At 62.1% G+C, this 15,570-nt stretch carries 11 protein-coding genes and 3 pseudogenes; 10 read left to right on the forward strand and 4 right to left on the reverse strand.

The window, feature by feature from the left end; genetic code table 11:
• Positions 1-284: pseudogene (locus tag AB5Y54_RS18710) on the forward strand (IS1595 family transposase); the annotation flags it as partial.
• Between the two features lie 47 nt (positions 285-331).
• Here the strand turns inward: AB5Y54_RS18710 and trxB are convergent.
• A complete protein-coding gene (gene trxB, locus AB5Y54_RS18715; RefSeq protein ID WP_109112969.1) occupies positions 332-1,282 on the reverse strand; it encodes a thioredoxin-disulfide reductase in 951 nt (316 codons plus the stop codon).
• A gap of 183 nt (positions 1,283-1,465) precedes the next feature.
• The gene (gene ald / locus AB5Y54_RS18720; RefSeq protein WP_109112968.1) at positions 1,466-2,581 is read right to left on the reverse strand and encodes an alanine dehydrogenase; all 1,116 of its coding nucleotides are present in this window, start codon (positions 2,579-2,581) and stop codon (positions 1,466-1,468) included.
• Positions 2,582-2,731: 150 nt separating this feature from the next.
• Here ald and lrp point away from each other — a divergent pair, with 150 nt between their 5' ends.
• From lrp to purF, 7 genes are all read left to right on the forward strand, one after another.
• Positions 2,732-3,223 (forward strand): leucine-responsive transcriptional regulator Lrp, encoded by a 492-nt coding sequence (gene lrp, locus AB5Y54_RS18725; protein ID WP_005300047.1) that lies wholly within the window; start codon positions 2,732-2,734, stop codon positions 3,221-3,223.
• Between the two features lie 189 nt (positions 3,224-3,412).
• Positions 3,413-5,917 carry a DNA translocase FtsK gene (locus AB5Y54_RS18730; protein ID WP_119197693.1) on the forward strand — a complete coding sequence of 835 codons (2,505 nt, stop codon included), beginning with the start codon at positions 3,413-3,415 and terminating at the stop codon, positions 5,915-5,917.
• A gap of 77 nt (positions 5,918-5,994) precedes the next feature.
• On the forward strand, positions 5,995-6,603 hold the full coding sequence (lolA, locus tag AB5Y54_RS18735; protein WP_039039163.1) for an outer membrane lipoprotein chaperone LolA: 609 nt from the start codon (positions 5,995-5,997) through the stop codon (positions 6,601-6,603).
• Between the two features lie 67 nt (positions 6,604-6,670).
• Positions 6,671-8,008, forward strand: coding sequence for a replication-associated recombination protein A (locus AB5Y54_RS18740; RefSeq protein WP_109112966.1), 1,338 nt, complete (start codon positions 6,671-6,673; stop codon positions 8,006-8,008).
• A 279-nt stretch (positions 8,009-8,287) separates the two neighbouring features.
• Positions 8,288-9,583 (forward strand): serine--tRNA ligase, encoded by a 1,296-nt coding sequence (gene serS, locus AB5Y54_RS18745; RefSeq protein WP_039039009.1) that lies wholly within the window; start codon positions 8,288-8,290, stop codon positions 9,581-9,583.
• Positions 9,584-9,758: 175 nt separating this feature from the next.
• A complete protein-coding gene (locus AB5Y54_RS18750) occupies positions 9,759-10,250 on the forward strand; it encodes a CvpA family protein (protein WP_010674522.1) in 492 nt (163 codons plus the stop codon).
• Positions 10,251-10,268: 18 nt separating this feature from the next.
• Complete coding sequence (purF, locus tag AB5Y54_RS18755) at positions 10,269-11,789, forward strand: amidophosphoribosyltransferase (RefSeq protein WP_109113069.1); 1,521 nt, start codon at positions 10,269-10,271, stop codon at positions 11,787-11,789.
• A 90-nt stretch (positions 11,790-11,879) separates the two neighbouring features.
• Here purF and AB5Y54_RS18760 read toward each other — a convergent pair.
• Both AB5Y54_RS18760 and ascF read right to left on the reverse strand, forming a co-directional pair.
• Positions 11,880-13,310, reverse strand: a pseudogene (locus tag AB5Y54_RS18760) (6-phospho-beta-glucosidase).
• A gap of 31 nt (positions 13,311-13,341) precedes the next feature.
• Complete coding sequence (gene ascF, locus AB5Y54_RS18765) at positions 13,342-14,796, reverse strand: PTS cellobiose/arbutin/salicin transporter subunit IIBC (RefSeq protein ID WP_052815252.1); 1,455 nt, start codon at positions 14,794-14,796, stop codon at positions 13,342-13,344.
• A 190-nt stretch (positions 14,797-14,986) separates the two neighbouring features.
• Here ascF and AB5Y54_RS18770 point away from each other — a divergent pair, with 190 nt between their 5' ends.
• The gene (locus AB5Y54_RS18770) at positions 14,987-15,208 is read left to right on the forward strand and encodes a helix-turn-helix transcriptional regulator (RefSeq protein WP_323580214.1); all 222 of its coding nucleotides are present in this window, start codon (positions 14,987-14,989) and stop codon (positions 15,206-15,208) included.
• Between the two features lie 33 nt (positions 15,209-15,241).
• Positions 15,242-15,570 (forward strand): annotated as a pseudogene (locus tag AB5Y54_RS18775) (hypothetical protein); the annotation flags it as partial.

Here is a 15,570-nt window from a genome sequence, read left to right on the forward strand (position 1 = left end):
CCGGGGTGTATGCCAGTTTCAGCAAAGCGCAGGGAGTGACCCATCAGGTCGTGCGCAATCGCCAAGGCGAGCGTGTGGTTGGCGCGTACCATATCCAGCATGTAAACGGATATCACCGTCGGTTGAAAGAGTGGATGGAGCGGTTCCATGGGGTAGCGACCCACTATCTGAGAAATTATCTGGGTTGGCGAAGGATGTTGGAGCGCTACGGGCGGGAAGTGAATGTACCACGTTGCTTGCATGAGGCGCTGGGGCGCCCCATGCAACACGTAATTGGGACATAGCCATAAAAAAGGGCATGCCAACTGGCATGCCCTTTATATCCTTCCGATTATTGTGCGTCCAGATATCGCTCTGCATCGAGGGCGGCCATGCAGCCGGTTCCTGCGGAGGTGATCGCCTGGCGGTAGACGTGGTCGGCCACGTCGCCGGCGGCGAACACGCCCGGGATGCTGGTCTGGGTGGCGAACCCTTCCAGTCCGCCACGCACTTTCAGATAGCCGTTTTCCATCGCCAGCTGCCCTTCGAAGATCTGGGTGTTGGGCTGGTGACCGATGGCGATGAAGACCCCCATCAGCGGCAGCTCGGAGGTGGTGTCATCCCGGGTGCTGCGCAGGCGCACGCCGGTGACGCCCATGTCATCACCCAGTACTTCGTCCAGGGTCTGATGGGTGTGCAGGACGATATTGCCGCTCTCGACCTTGTCGTTGAGGCGCTTGATCAGGATCTTCTCGGCGCGGAACTCGTCGCGGCGATGGATGAGGTGCACCTTCCTGGCGATGTTGGCCAGATAGAGTGCCTCTTCCACGGCGGTGTTGCCGCCACCGACCACGGCCACTTCCTGGTTGCGGTAGAAGAAGCCGTCACAGGTGGCGCAGGCGGAGACGCCGCGGCCCTTGAAAGCCTCTTCGGAGGGCAGACCCAGGTATTTGGCGGAGGCGCCGGTGGCGAGGATCAGCGCATCGCAGGTGTATTCCCCGTTGTCGCCCTTGAGGCGGAAGGGACGCTCGGTCAGCGTCACTTCATTGATGTGATCAAAGAGGATGCGGGTATCGAACTTCTCTGCATGCTCTTTCATGCGCTCCATCAGGGCCGGGCCGGTCAGCCCTTCCGCGTCCCCTGGCCAGTTTTCCACTTCGGTGGTGGTGGTCAGCTGACCACCTTGCTGCATGCCGGTGATGAGCAGGGGATTGAGGTTGGCGCGAGCGGCATAGACGGCCGCAGTGTAACCTGCCGGACCGGATCCCAGGATCAGCAGTTTGCTGTGAGTGACTTGGCTCATGATGTGATTTCCGAGACGTGATGAGTTTGCGCGATTGTAGGTAATTCGTGATCCGTGGTCAAAGGCCAGCGCATCGATTGGGGTAATCGCCAACAAGAGGGGTGAGCCGGGGATGGCAGGCATAAAAAAACCGCCCATCGCGGGCGGATTTTCACTCATCTACCTCCCTTTGCAGGGACGCGATCAGTTCAGCAGGGTCAGGGGATCCGTGTAAGCCAGGTTGTGGGCCACGGCAACCTCCTTGCAGGTGATTTTGCCCGCCATCACGTTCAGGCCGTGCAACAGGTGGGGATCGGCGAGCAGTGCGTTGCGATAGCCCTGTTCGGCCAGCTTGATGATGAAGGGGAGGGTGGCGTTGTTCAGGGCCACGGTGGAGGTCCGCGCCACGGCACCCGGCATGTTGGCCACGCAGTAGTGCACCACCTCGTCGACGATGAAGGTGGGATCTTCATGGGTGGTGGCATGGGAGGTCTCGACACAGCCGCCCTGATCGATGGCCACGTCCACGATGGCCGCACCGGGTTTCATGCGAGCAATGTGGTCACGGCTGACAAGTTTTGGCGCAGTGGCGCCAGGCACCAGCACGCCGCCGATGACCAGGTCTGCCGCCAGCAGATGGCGCTCCAGGGTCTCGCGGTTGGAGTAGACCACCTTGGCAGCCCCTTGGAACTCGCTGTCGAGACGGCGCAGGGTATCGACGTGGTTGTCGAGGATGGTGACGTCGGCACGCAGGCCGACGGCCATGCGGGCTGCGTTGGAGCCCACCACACCACCACCGATGATCACCACCTTGGCCGGTTCCACACCGGGCACACCGCCGAGCAGCACGCCGCTGCCGCCACGGGATTTCTCCAGTGCCTGGGCTCCGGCCTGAATAGACATGCGTCCGGCCACTTCCGACATGGGGGCCAGCAGGGGCAGACCGCCACGACCGTCTGTGACGGTTTCATAGGCGATGCAGACGGCACCACTGTCGATGAGATCCTGGGTCTGGGCCAGGTCCGGCGCCAGATGCAGATAGGTAAAGAGGGTCTGGCCGGGACGCAGCATGGCCCGTTCCACTGCCTGGGGTTCCTTGACCTTGACGATCATCTCCGCCTTGGCGAAAACTTCGGCAGCGGAGGCCAGGATCTCGGCTCCGGCAGCCAGATAATCTGCGTCACTGAACCCAATGCCATTTCCTGCGCCGCTTTGGACGAAAACAGTATGGTTTCGTGCTGTCAGTTCACGTACACTGGCCGGAACCATGCCTACGCGATATTCATGGTTTTTTATTTCCTTAGGTACACCGATAATCATGCTATCCCTCGTCTATCGATTGGTGGTTTATGTTGCCTAGATGTTAAGCGGCATTTGCGCCTAGTATATTCAGGTATTGACAGGATTTGTGACCATTATTATAAAATGACTGGTGATTCTTACCAAAAAATAGCCAAAGGATGGAATTAAATGATGGAAGCTAAGAGTCGGCTAAAGGATTTGGACAGGATTGACCGCAACATTCTGAATGAACTGCAAAAGGATGGCAGGATTTCGAACGTTGAGTTGTCCAAACGAGTTGGCCTGAGTCCCACACCGTGTCTGGAACGGGTTCGTCGCCTGGAGCGACAAGGGTATATCGAAGGATATGCCGCCATTCTGAACCCTCATTATCTGGACGCGTCTCTGCTGGTGTTCGTGGAAATTACCCTCAATCGTGGCGCCCCCGATGTGTTCGAGCAGTTCAACAAGGCTGTTCAGGTGCTCGAAGAGATCCAGGAATGTCATCTGGTGTCCGGTGATTTCGACTATCTGCTCAAGACCCGCGTCAGCGACATGTCCGCTTACCGTCGCCTGCTGGGTGAAACCCTGCTGCGTCTGCCGGGCGTCAACGACACCCGCACCTACGTGGTGATGGAAGAGGTCAAACAGAGCAGTCGTCTGGTGATCAGCACCCGATAAGCGGGGTTGTGCTGTGACTTGCAAGTTCCATGACGAGTCACGATAGTCAGAAACGAGCGGCCGGTCCGCTCGTTTCTTCTTATAGAGAGTTTCAGGCCCGCCCTCAGGCACTGGCTGACAATCGGTGGGCTTTTCAGGGATACTAGGCCCCCTATCCCCGCATTCATGTTTTCACAAAGGAGCCGGAGTTTGGCCGATAAAAAGCTGTTTACTCCTTTATCAGGTACACAACGGATCTTCGAGGCCGTCTTGATCGCCATCACCCTGATGGCTGCCTATCTTTTGCTTGCGCTGCTGACCTACCATCCCGCCGATCCCGGCTGGTCGCAAACCTCCTGGCAAGGGGAGGTGAAGAACCTCGCGGGCAGCGCCGGTGCCTGGCTCGCCGACATCACCATGTTTACCTTCGGGGCCTTCTCCTATCTGGTGCCCCCTCTGGTGGTGCTGCTTGGCTGGAGCCTGTTCTGGCGCCCGAGCAAGCTGCTGGAAGTGGATTTCCTCACCCTGTCGGTACGGATCATCGGCTTCGTACTGACGGTGCTCGGCATGTCCGCCATCGCCAGCATGAACTTCAACGACTTGCAGAACTTTTCCGCCGGCGGCCTGGTGGGGGATGTGATCGCCTCAGCCGTGGTGCCGCTGTTTGGCGGCGTGGGGGCCAACCTGATGCTGCTCTGCTTCGTGGCGACCGGCATCACCCTCTTTACCGGCTGGTCCTGGCTCACCATTGTCGAGCGCATCGGTGCCGCCTGCACCGGCTCTGTCAGCGCCATCTACCATTTCCCCACCACCCTGGGCCGCTGGCTCACAGGTGGCTGGCGCCAGCCCCGCTATGAGGGGCCGGATCCCCTGCTGGAAGGGGGCGTGGGCAGCTTCGATCAGGAAGAGGATGACGAAGACCCCCACGGCAGCTGGACACGCAACCCCAAGGCGAAGAATCGCGCTCAAAAGACAAAAGCTGACGAATGGCTGCCGGAGCTTGACGAAGACACCTTCCAGTTCGATCCGCAGTTTGACGACGAAGAGGACGATGCTCCGGCGCCTGCCGCCAAGGGCAAGCGCGTGGCCAATGGCCGTCCGCGTCCCGCCGTGCGCCAGGAAGAAGATGACCTCGACTTGCCCTGGGCGGAGGGGGATGACGAACCCGATGCTCCCGTTGCCGCTGCGCCGGTGAAAGCCAAGCGCCGTCCCCAGCCCGGTCTGGCCCCTTTGCCGAGCATCGATCTGTTGGACAGGCCGCCCGCCAAGACCCAGATGATGAGCAAGGACGAGCTGGAGCGCATGGGCCGGCTGGTGGAGGCGAAGCTCGCCGATTACAACGTGCAGGCCAAGGTGGTGGGCGTCTATCCCGGTCCCGTCATTACCCGCTTCGAGCTGGACCTGGCGCCGGGCATGAAGGCGAGCAAGATCACCAATCTTTCCCGGGATCTCGCCCGTTCTCTCTCTGCCAGCAGCGTGCGGGTGGTGGAAGTGATCCCGGGCAAGACGTTCGTCGGGATCGAGCTGCCCAACCGGGTACGCCAGACCGTCTACCTGCGGGAAACCCTCGACTGCGAGGCGTTCGCGGCCAGTCGCAATCCGCTCACCATGGGGCTGGGTCAGGACATCGCGGGGGAACCCGTGGTGGTGAACCTCGCCAAGATGCCCCACCTGCTGGTGGCGGGTACCACGGGCTCGGGCAAGTCGGTGGGGGTGAACACCATGATCATCTCCATGCTCTACAAATCCTCCCCCGAGGATCTGCGCTTCATCATGATCGACCCCAAGATGCTGGAGCTCTCGGTCTATGAAGGCATTCCGCATCTGCTGACCGAGGTGGTCACCGACATGAAGGATGCCGCCAACGCCCTGCGCTGGTGCGTAGGCGAGATGGAGCGTCGTTACAAGCTGATGTCCGCGGTCGGGGTGCGCAACCTCAAGGGGTACAACGACAAGGTGTTGGCCGCCATCGAGGCGGGGGATCCCTTGGTCGACCCCCTGTGGCGTCCGGGTGACTCCATGGATCAGATGCCGCCGGAGCTGGAAAAACTGCCTCACATCGTGGTGGTGGTGGACGAGTTCGCCGACATGATGATGATCGTCGGCAAGAAGGTGGAAGAGCTGATCGCCCGTATCGCCCAGAAGGCACGGGCGGCCGGTATTCACCTTATCCTCGCGACCCAGCGTCCGTCGGTGGATGTCATTACCGGTCTCATCAAGGCCAACATCCCGACCCGTATCTCCTTCCAGGTGTCGAGCAAGATCGATTCGCGCACCATCCTGGACCAGGGGGGCGCCGAATCCCTGCTCGGCATGGGTGACATGCTCTACATGCCTGCCGGCACCTCCAACCCCACCCGTGTCCACGGTGCCTTCGTCGATGACCACGAGGTACACAAGGTGGTGGCGGACTGGAAACTGCGTGGCGAGCCGGATTACATCGACGAGATCCTCTCCGGCGAGTCGGACGGCGAGGGCGGCGGTGGCGACTTCGGCGGGGGCGGCGATGAAGAGCTCGATCCCCTGTTCGACGAGGCGGTGGCCTTCGTGGTGGAATCCCGCCGTGGCTCCACCTCCAGCGTCCAGCGCAAGTTCAAGATCGGTTACAACCGGGCGGCCCGTCTCATCGAGCAGATGGAAAACCAGGGCATCGTCAGCGCCCCGGGTGGCAACGGCCAGCGCGACGTGCTGGCACCGCCGCCGGTTCGTGACTAAGCCTAACTCCTGTATCATTCTGGCCATGCCCTTTGCGGGCGTGGCCTTTTATCGAGAACCTCCCTATGAAGAGCCTGATGAAAAAACAACTGTTGATGGGTTCCATTCTGCTGGTTGCCAGCAGCCAGGTGTGGGCCGATGCGGCCAGCGATCTCAAGGAGAAGCTCTCCTCCGTCAATGTCTTCTCCGCGACGTTTGCCCAGACCGTCTATGACAGCAAGGGCAAGGAGCTGCAAAAGGCGAGCGGTTCCCTGCTGGTACAGCGGCCCAACCGCTTCAACTGGCACACTACCTCCCCGGACGAGAGTTTGATCGTGGCCGATGGCAAGGATGTGTGGGTGTACGATCCCTTCGTTGAGCAGGTCACCGCCCTCAAGATGAAGGATGCGGTGCTCAACACCCCCTTCGTGCTCATCGCGGGCAACGACAACAGCCTCTGGAAGAACTATGACGTGACCCAGGAAGGGGATGTCTACACCGTCACCAGCCGCAACAAGGACGAGTTGATCGCCTCCTTTCGCATCACCTTCGACCGTCAGAACAACATCAGTCGCTTCGATGTGAAAGAAGCCCAGGGCCAGTGGAGCGAGTTCACTCTGAGCAGCTTCAACCGCAAGCCGGTGCTCAAGGGCAACGAATTTGTCTTCAAGATCCCGAAGGGGGTCGAGCTGGACGACCAGCGCTGATGAGCCAGCCGTTACCGGCGTTATCGTCTGACCGGGCGTTGTTTATGACCGGTCAGATGCAAGGTCAATGCAGATGAGCAATTTATCCCTGGATTTCTCCTCGGACTTTCGTCCGCTGGCGGCCCGGATGCGGCCGCAAACCCTCGAGCAGTACATCGGCCAGCAGCATATCCTGGGGCCGGACACGCCCCTGCGAAAAGCGATCCTGGCGGGGCACTGCCACTCCATGATCCTCTGGGGCCCCCCCGGCACCGGCAAGACCACGCTGGCAGAACTGGTTGCCCACTACTGCCAGGCGGAGGTGGAGCGGCTCTCGGCGGTCACCTCCGGCATCAAGGAGATCCGCGCCGCCCTCGACAAGGCGAAGGAGAACGGGTGGCGCGGGGTGCGCACCATCCTGTTCGTGGATGAAGTCCACCGCTTCAACAAGAGCCAGCAGGATGTCTTCCTGCCCCACATCGAAGACGGCACCATCACCTTCATCGGCGCCACCACCGAGAACCCCTCGTTCGAGCTCAACAATGCGCTGCTCTCCCGGGCCCGGGTCTATCTGCTCAAGAGGCTGGAGGAGCAGGACATCCTCGCCATGATCGATCAGGCGATGCAGGACCCGCGCGGCCTCAATGACCCTAGCCTGCGCTTTGCCCCCGGGGCCAAGGAGGCGCTGGCGAAAGCGGTGGACGGGGACGGGCGCAAGTCTCTGAACTATCTGGAGCTCCTGGCCGACATGGCCGAGGCCGACAGCTCAGGGGCGCGGGTGATCGACAGTACCCTGCTCGCCGCCGTGGTGGGGGAGCACGTGGCCCGTTTCGACAAGGGCGGCGATCACTTCTACGACCTCATCTCGGCGGTGCACAAGTCCATTCGCGGCTCGGCACCGGATGCGGCCCTCTACTGGTATGCCCGCATGGTGAGCGCCGGCTGCGATCCCCTTTACATCGCCCGCCGCTTGCTGGCCATTGCCTCGGAAGACGTGGGCAACGCCGATCCCCGTGCCATGCAGGTGGCGCTCTCGGCCTGGGACTGCTTCCATCGCATCGGCCCGGCGGAAGGGGAGCGGGCCATCGCCCAGGCCATCGTCTACCTCGCCTGCGCCCCCAAGAGCAATGCGGTCTACACCGCCTGGAAGGCGGCGCTTCACGACGCCAAGAACCTGCCGGACTTCGAGGTGCCACCGCACCTTCGCAATGCCCCTACCAAGCTCATGAGCGAGCTGGGCTACGGCGCCGAGTATCGCTACGCCCACGACGAGCCGGGGGCCTATGCCGCCGGCGAGCAGTACTTCCCCCCGGAGCTTGCCGGCAAGCAGTACTATCAGCCCACCGAGCGGGGGCTTGAGAAGCAGATAGCCCAGAAGCTCGACTATCTGCATGAGCTGGACAAGCAGAGTCCGCGCAAGCGATAGGAAAGACCTTCAAGCCCCTTGCCCGGAAAGCGCACGGCAGGGTTATCAGGGGAGGGGGGCCCGGAAAAAACGGGCGCAATAGTCCCTGTTCGGGCGGGGGGGCGGTCTGCTACACTGCCCGTCTGACCCCGGTTGTCTTGGCCTTGCACCATCTTCTTGATTTCGAAGGCCCGATTCCGAAGGCAAAGGGGTGCGCCAACCGATGTTAACTTCCGGATCTGTTTCCCAACCCGGTCACGATGACCCGGGCCCAGATCCCATTAAAAAAGTAGGTAAACCATGCTGGATCCCAAATATCTGCGCAGCGACATCACCGAAGCTGCCGCTCGTCTGGCGACACGTGGCTACGTTCTGGACGTAGCGGCGGTCAATGTTCTGGAAGAGAAACGCAAGGATCTGCAGTCCCGCACCCAGGAGCTGCAGGCCGAGCGCAACGCCCGCTCCAAGTCCATCGGTGAGGCTGCCCGTCGTGGTGAAGATGTTGCCCCCCTCAAGGCCGAGGTGACCAAGATCAACGACGAGCTCGAGACCAGCAAGGTCGAGCTGGAGGCCCTGCTGGCCCAGCTCAAGGGGATCGCCGACGCCATCCCCAACCTGCCGAGCGAGACCACCCCGGTGGGCCGTGACGAGAACGACAACGTGGAGGTCCGCCGCTGGGGTACCCCGCGTGAGTTCGATTTCCCGGTGCGCGATCACATCGATCTGGGTGAGGCGGCCAAGGGGGTCGACTTCAAGAACGGCGTCAAGCTCTCCGGCGCCCGTTTCGTGGTGATGAAGGGCCAGATTGCCCGTCTGCACCGCGCCCTGGCCCAGTTCATGCTGGACCTGCACACCCTGCAGCACGGCTACACCGAGTGCTACGTGCCCTATCTGGTCAACCCGGACAGCCTGTACGGCACCGGCCAGCTGCCCAAGTTCTCCCAGGATCTTTTCAATACCGGCATCGAAGGGGAAGGGGAAGACGAAGGCAAGGTGCGCAAGTTCTCCCTCATCCCGACCTCCGAAGTGCCGCTCACCAACATGGCCCGTGACGAGATCTTCGACGAGCAGGAGCTGCCCATCAAGATGACCGCCCACAGCCCCTGCTTCCGCTCCGAAGCGGGCTCCTACGGTCGTGATACCCGTGGCCTCATCCGCATGCACCAGTTCGACAAGGTCGAGATGGTGCAACTGGTGCACCCGGAAAAATCCTGGGATGCCCTGGAAGAGATGGTGGGTCACGCCGAGAAGGTGCTGCAACTGCTGGAGCTGCCGTATCGCGTGATGGCGCTTTCCACCGGTGACATGGGCTTCTGCGCTGCCAAGACCTACGATCTGGAAGTGTGGCTGCCGGCCCAGAACACCTATCGCGAGATCTCCTCCGTCTCCAACTGCACCGACTTCCAGGCGCGCCGCATGCAGGCTCGCGTGCGTATCGACGGCAAGCCGCAGCTCATTCATACCCTGAATGGTTCCGGTCTGGCGGTGGGTCGTACCCTGGTGGCCGTGCTCGAGAACTACCAGCAGGCAGATGGCCGCATCGCCATCCCGGCTGCGCTGCAATCCTACATGGGCGGCCTGACCCACATCGGGTAAGCGCTGGTTGCAGACGACAACGCCATGGCATGCCATGGCGTTGTGCATTCTGGGCCCGGGAAACCCGCCGCAAGGGGAAGGGATAGCTCCCTTCGGGCCTGTAACACAATTTTATCAAGCATTGCGCAATCGTTTTTGTTAGACTGCGCCGCAATTTCGCAGGACATCTTTTTCTATGGTCTGGATTGATTACGCCATCATCGGCATCGTCGGTTTCTCCGCCCTCATCAGCCTGGTGCGCGGCTTTCTCAAGGAGGCCATGTCTCTGGTCACCTGGTTCGTCGCCTTTTTCATTGCCAGCCATTTCTATCCTGATCTCGCCGTCTATTTCACCTCTTTCTCCGATGCCATGGTTCGCAACGGTCTGGCCATCGCCGCCCTGTTCGTGGCGACCCTGATCCTGGGGAGCGTGGTGAACTACGTGGTAGGCCTGCTGGTGGAAAAGACCGGGCTCTCCGGCACCGACAGGGTGCTCGGGGTCTGTTTTGGCGCCATTCGCGGGGTGCTGATCGTCAGCGCCCTGCTGTTTTTCATGGATACCTTCACCAGCCTCTCCCAGAGCGACTGGTGGGTGGCGTCCAGGCTGGTGCCGGAGTTCAAGCCGGTGATCCAGTGGTTTTTCGGGTTCATGATGAACTCGTCCAGTTTTCTTCAACAGGTACAGTGACTTCGAGGTAGCAAAGACATGTGCGGTATTGTCGGTATAGTTGGCACCACCCCCGTCAATCAGGCCCTCTACGACGCCTTGACGGTGTTGCAGCACAGGGGACAGGATGCCGCCGGGATCGTGACCATTGACAGTGGAAACTTCCGGCAACGCAAGGCCAACGGTCTGGTGAAGGATGTGTTTGAAGTGCGCCACATGCAGCGCCTGAAAGGGAATATCGGCATCGGACACGTCCGTTATCCCACCGCAGGCAGCTCCAGTGCGGCAGAGGCGCAGCCGTTTTACGTGAACTCCCCCTACGGCATGGTGCTGGCCCACAACGGCAACCTCACCAACGCCAAGGAGCTCAAGGAGCAGCAGTTCAAGGTGGCCCGCCGCCACATCAATACCACCTCGGACTCCGAAGTGCTGTTGAACGTGCTGGCCCACGAGCTGGACTTGTGCGACAAGATGGCGCTGCGCCCGGAAGATATCTTCTCGGCGGTGTGCAAGGTGCACCAGCAGATCCGCGGCGCCTATGCCGTGGTCTCTCTGGTGATCGGCCACGGCCTCATCGGCTTTCGCGATCCGAACGGCATTCGCCCGCTGATCCTGGGTCGCCGGGTCGACGAGCAGGGGCAGGTGGAGTACATGCTCGCCTCCGAGAGCGTGGCCCTCGACGCCATCGGCTTCGAGACGGTGCGTGACGTCGCCCCGGGCGAGGCCATCTACATCACCGAGCAGGGCCAGCTCTTCTCCGAGCAGTGTGCGGAGAACCCGCAGATGAACCCCTGCATCTTCGAATACGTCTACTTCGCCCGTCCCGACTCCTTCATCGACAAGGTCTCCGTCTATGCCGCCCGCCTCAACATGGGTCGCAAGCTGGGCCAGAAGATCGCACGGGAGTGGGACGATCTCGACGTGGACGTGGTCATCCCCATCCCCGAGACTTCCTGCGACGTGGCGCTGGAAATCGCCCACACCCTGGGCCTGCCGTACCGTCAGGGCTTCGTGAAGAACCGCTACATCGGCCGTACCTTCATCATGCCGGGCCAGACCCAGCGCAAGAAGTCGGTGCGCCGCAAGCTCAACGCCATCAGCTCCGAATTCAAGGGCATGAAGGTGTTGCTGGTGGACGACTCCATCGTGCGGGGCACCACCTCCGAGCAAATCATCCAGATGGCCCGTGAAGCGGGGGCCGCCAAGGTCTACTTCGCCTCGGCCGCACCGGAAATTCGCTTCCCCAACGTCTACGGCATCGACATGCCCACCGCCAACGAGCTCATTGCCCATGGCCGTGAAGTGGAAGAGGTGTGCAAGCTTATCGGTGCCGACGGCCTCATCTTCCAGGATCTGGAAGATCTGGAAGAGGCGGTGCGGGAGATCAACCCCGAGCTGCGCCACTTCGAGACCTCGGTCTTCAACGGCCACTATGTGACCTCCGACGTGGATCAGGGTTATCTGGACCACCTCAATGCCCTGCGCAGCGACGACAACAAGGCCGTGCGCGAGTGGCAGGAAGGGACCAGCAACCTCGAGATCTTCAACGAAGGCAGTTAAACGTTTTCAGATTGCCAGCGTGATGAACAACAGGGGGGCCTCGGCCCCCCTGTTGCATGGATGCGCCTTGCGGCGAAACTGAGGGGGGCCTCAGGCCAGATCCTCCCCGTTGCTCGCGATCACCTTCTTGTACCACCAGAACGACTTCTTGCGCCGGCGGGCCAGGGTGCCATGGCCGGCGTCGTCCCGGTCCACGTGGACGAAGCCATAGCGCTTGCTCATCTCGCCGGTGGAGGCGGAGACGAGATCGATGCAGCCCCAGCTGGTGTACCCCATCAGGGGCACGCCGTCCTCGATGGCGTCCCCCATGGCCTCGATGTGGGCGCGCAGGTAGTCGATGCGGTAGTCGTCCTCTATCTCCCCTTGCTCGTTCACTTCGTCCACTGCACCCAGGCCGTTTTCCACCAGGAAGAGCGGCTTCTGGTAGCGATCGTGCAAGGTGTTGAGGGTGATGCGAAGGCCCAGGGGATCGATGCCCCAGCCCCACTCGCTCACCTCGATGTGGGGATTGCGCAGGGACTTGACCACGTTGGCCTCGCTGGTGTTGCCCGCATTCATGTCGGCGGCGGCGCAGCGGGAGGCGTAGTAGCTGAAGGAGACGAAATCCACGGTGTGCCTGAGGATCTCGTCATCTTCCGGCTCCTTCACCAGAGTGATCCCCTTGTCACGAAACACCCTCTGCGCATAGGCCGGATAGGCGCCCCTGGCCTGCACGTCGATGAAGAGGAGGTTCTCCCGATCTTTCTGGAGGGCGGTCCAGACGTCGGCGGGCTTGCAGGAGTAGGGGTAGAAGTTGCCCCCCGCCAGCATGCAGCCCACCTGGTTGGCCGGGTTCACTTCGTGGGCGATCCGGGTCGCCAGGGCGCTGGCCACCAGCTCGTGGTGGGCGACCTGATACTTCACCTGATCCTGGTGCTCCCCTTGCTCGAACACCAGCCCCGCCCCGGAGAAGGGGCTGTGCAGCAGGATGTTGATCTCGTTGAAGGTGAGCTAGTACTTCACCAGGCCGTCGAACTGCTCGAAGCAGGTGCGGGCGTAGCGGGTGAAAAACTCCACCATCTGGCGGTTGCGCCAGGAGCCGTACTGGGTCACCAGGTGCATGGGCACATCGAAGTGGCACAGGGTCACCAGGGGCTCGATGTTGTACTTTCTGCACTCCTCGAACACCGCACGGTAGAAGGCGATGCCCTCGGCATTGGGCTCGCGCTCGTCCCCCCTGGGGTAGAGACGGGCCCAGGCGATGGAGGTGCGAAACACGGTGAAGCCCATCTCGGCCATCAGGGCGATGTCCTCCCGATAGCGGTGATAGAAGTCGATGGCCCCGTGGCTTGGGTAGAACTCGTCATCTTGCAGGGTGATGCGCTTCTCCTGGCCCAGTTTGACCGCCATGCGGCGCGGGCCGTGGGGGATCATGTCCACCGTGGTCAGCCCCTTGCCCCCCTCGAGATAGCCGCCCTCCGCCTGATTGGCGGCCAGGGCTCCGCCCCAGAGAAAGCCCTCGGGAAATCTTGTTAACGACATTGGTTACCTCTTGTCATGTCTGAATGGGGTGTCACAGCCCGGCCTGCGCCTGGCTGGTGGCGACGGGTTGCACGGGCTCGGCGCGGGGGGCCGGGCTCTCGACCGGGATGTCCTCGAACCCCATAACCAGGGTCAGCACGAAGGAGAGCACCACCGAGAGGGCCATCACGCCGAACACCCAGGCGATGGTCATGGGGTTGGCCGGATCGAAGAACTGCACGCTGGTAAAGAGCCCGGGGGCGGCCATGGAGTGGCTGGCGAGCCCCGCCATGCCGGCGACGGCACCGCAGACAAAGCCGCTGATGAGGCTCGCGATGAGCGGACGCTTGAGGCGCAGGGCCACACCGTAGAGCGCGGGTTCGGAGATCCCCGTCATGATGGCGGAGGCGGCCGCCGCGAGCGCCGTCTGGCGCAGTTCCGGGTTTCGGGTGCGCCAGGCCACCGCCAGGGACGAGCCGCCAAGAGAGAGATTGGCGCCGATTTCGGAGGGCATGACCATGCCTTCCTTGCCGGTCTCGGCGATGGTCTGGATGATGGTCGGGGTGAAGACGCGGTGCATGCCGGTCATCACCAGCAGGGGCCAGAGCGCCCCCATGATGGCCACCGACAGCCAGCCCAGGTAGTCGTGGACCGTGTAGACCAGGCCGGAGATGGCGGTGCCAATCCAGATGCCGACGGGGCCGATGAAGAGGATGGCGAGGGGGGCCGCGATCAGCACGATCAGCATGGGTTTGAGGAAGTTCTTGGTGACCGCCGGGGTGATGCGGTCGACCCAGCCCTCGATGTAGGAGAGGCACCAGGTCATCACCAGCGCCGGAATGACGGTGTAGGTGTATTTGACCGCGGTCACCGGGACTAGGGCGAAGGTCACCTGCTCCCTTTCGGCGGCTCTGGCCATCAGCTCGATGAAGCTGGGGTGCACCAGCACCCCGGCGATGGCGATGGCCAGGGACATGTTGGTCTTGAACTTGACGGCGGCGGAGGCGGCCACCATCAGGGGCAGGAAGAAGAAGGCCCCATCCCCGGCTACCGTGAGGATGGTGAGGGTCGAGGAGCCTTTCTCCAGTACGCCGGTCATCTCCAGCACCATGGCCAGCAGCTTGAGCATGGAGCCGCCGATGATGGCCGGGATGAGGGGGGACATGGTGCCGATCAGGGCGTCGAGGATGGCGGCGCCCATGCGGCGCAGGCTCCAGCCAGCGGAAGCCTCCGGAAGCGGAGTCTGCCCACCGCCCTGGGGCAGCAGGGCCAGCACTTCGCGATAGGCGTGGGAGACGGTGTTGCCGATGATCACCTGACACTGGTTGTCCGCCTGCACCACCCCGAGCACGCCCGTGATGGCCTTGAGGGCAGGGCCATTGACCCGGGCGGGATCGCCGAGCACAAAGCGCAGCCGCGTCATGCAGTGGGTCACGGCGACGACGTTGTCGGCGCCGCCGAGTGCGGTGATGACGGTACCGGCCAGAGCCGCATAGTTTTTTGACATCGAGGTAGATCCTTTTAACCAAGTGGGCCTGCTCGCCCCCGCCGCCGCGAAGGGCGGGAACGCGCATGAAACTGAGTGTGGAACCGGTTCCACATGGAGTGCGCGGCCTGAGCGCGGGAGACAAGCATCTTGTGCAGCGAGCGTCCGGATCCGTGAATGGCATCACTGAACCCGGGCCTGCACGCCATTCGTGCGACGACAAGCCGGGGGCGGTGCAGTACACTGCGCCCCGTTACGAGCAAGGGAGAACACAATGACGACGATGCTGGAGGTGGCAAGGCGGGCAGGGGTGTCGAAGGCGACGGTCTCCCGGGTGTTGTCGGGCAATGGTTACACCAGCCAGGAGACCCGGGACCGGGTGCAGCAGGCCATCGAGGAGTGCGGCTATCGCCCCAACCTGGTGGCGAGGTAGCTGGCGACCAGGCACACCCGGACCCTGGGACTGGTGGTCACCAACACCCTCTACCACGGCGTCTACTTCGGCGAGCTGCTCTCCCAGGTGGCGCGGATGACCGAGGATCGCGGGCGCCAGCTCATACTGGCGGACGGCAAGCACAGAGCCGACGAGGAGCGCCAGGCCATCCAGTATCTGCTCGATTCCCGTTGCGATGGCGTCATCATCTATCCGCGCTTTCTTGGGGTGGAGGAGATGGACGAGATCATCGAGCAGCATGAGCAGCCCATCTTAAATGCGAAAGGGGACTCCCTCCGACGTAGGTGGGAGGGGAATTTCGCCGGGGCGTCAGCCCCGCTGGTTTTGAATGTATTGCTTGA

It is taken from the genome of Aeromonas sp. s9, from assembly GCF_040907765.1.
Lineage (GTDB): Bacteria > Pseudomonadota > Gammaproteobacteria > Enterobacterales > Aeromonadaceae > Aeromonas > Aeromonas caviae.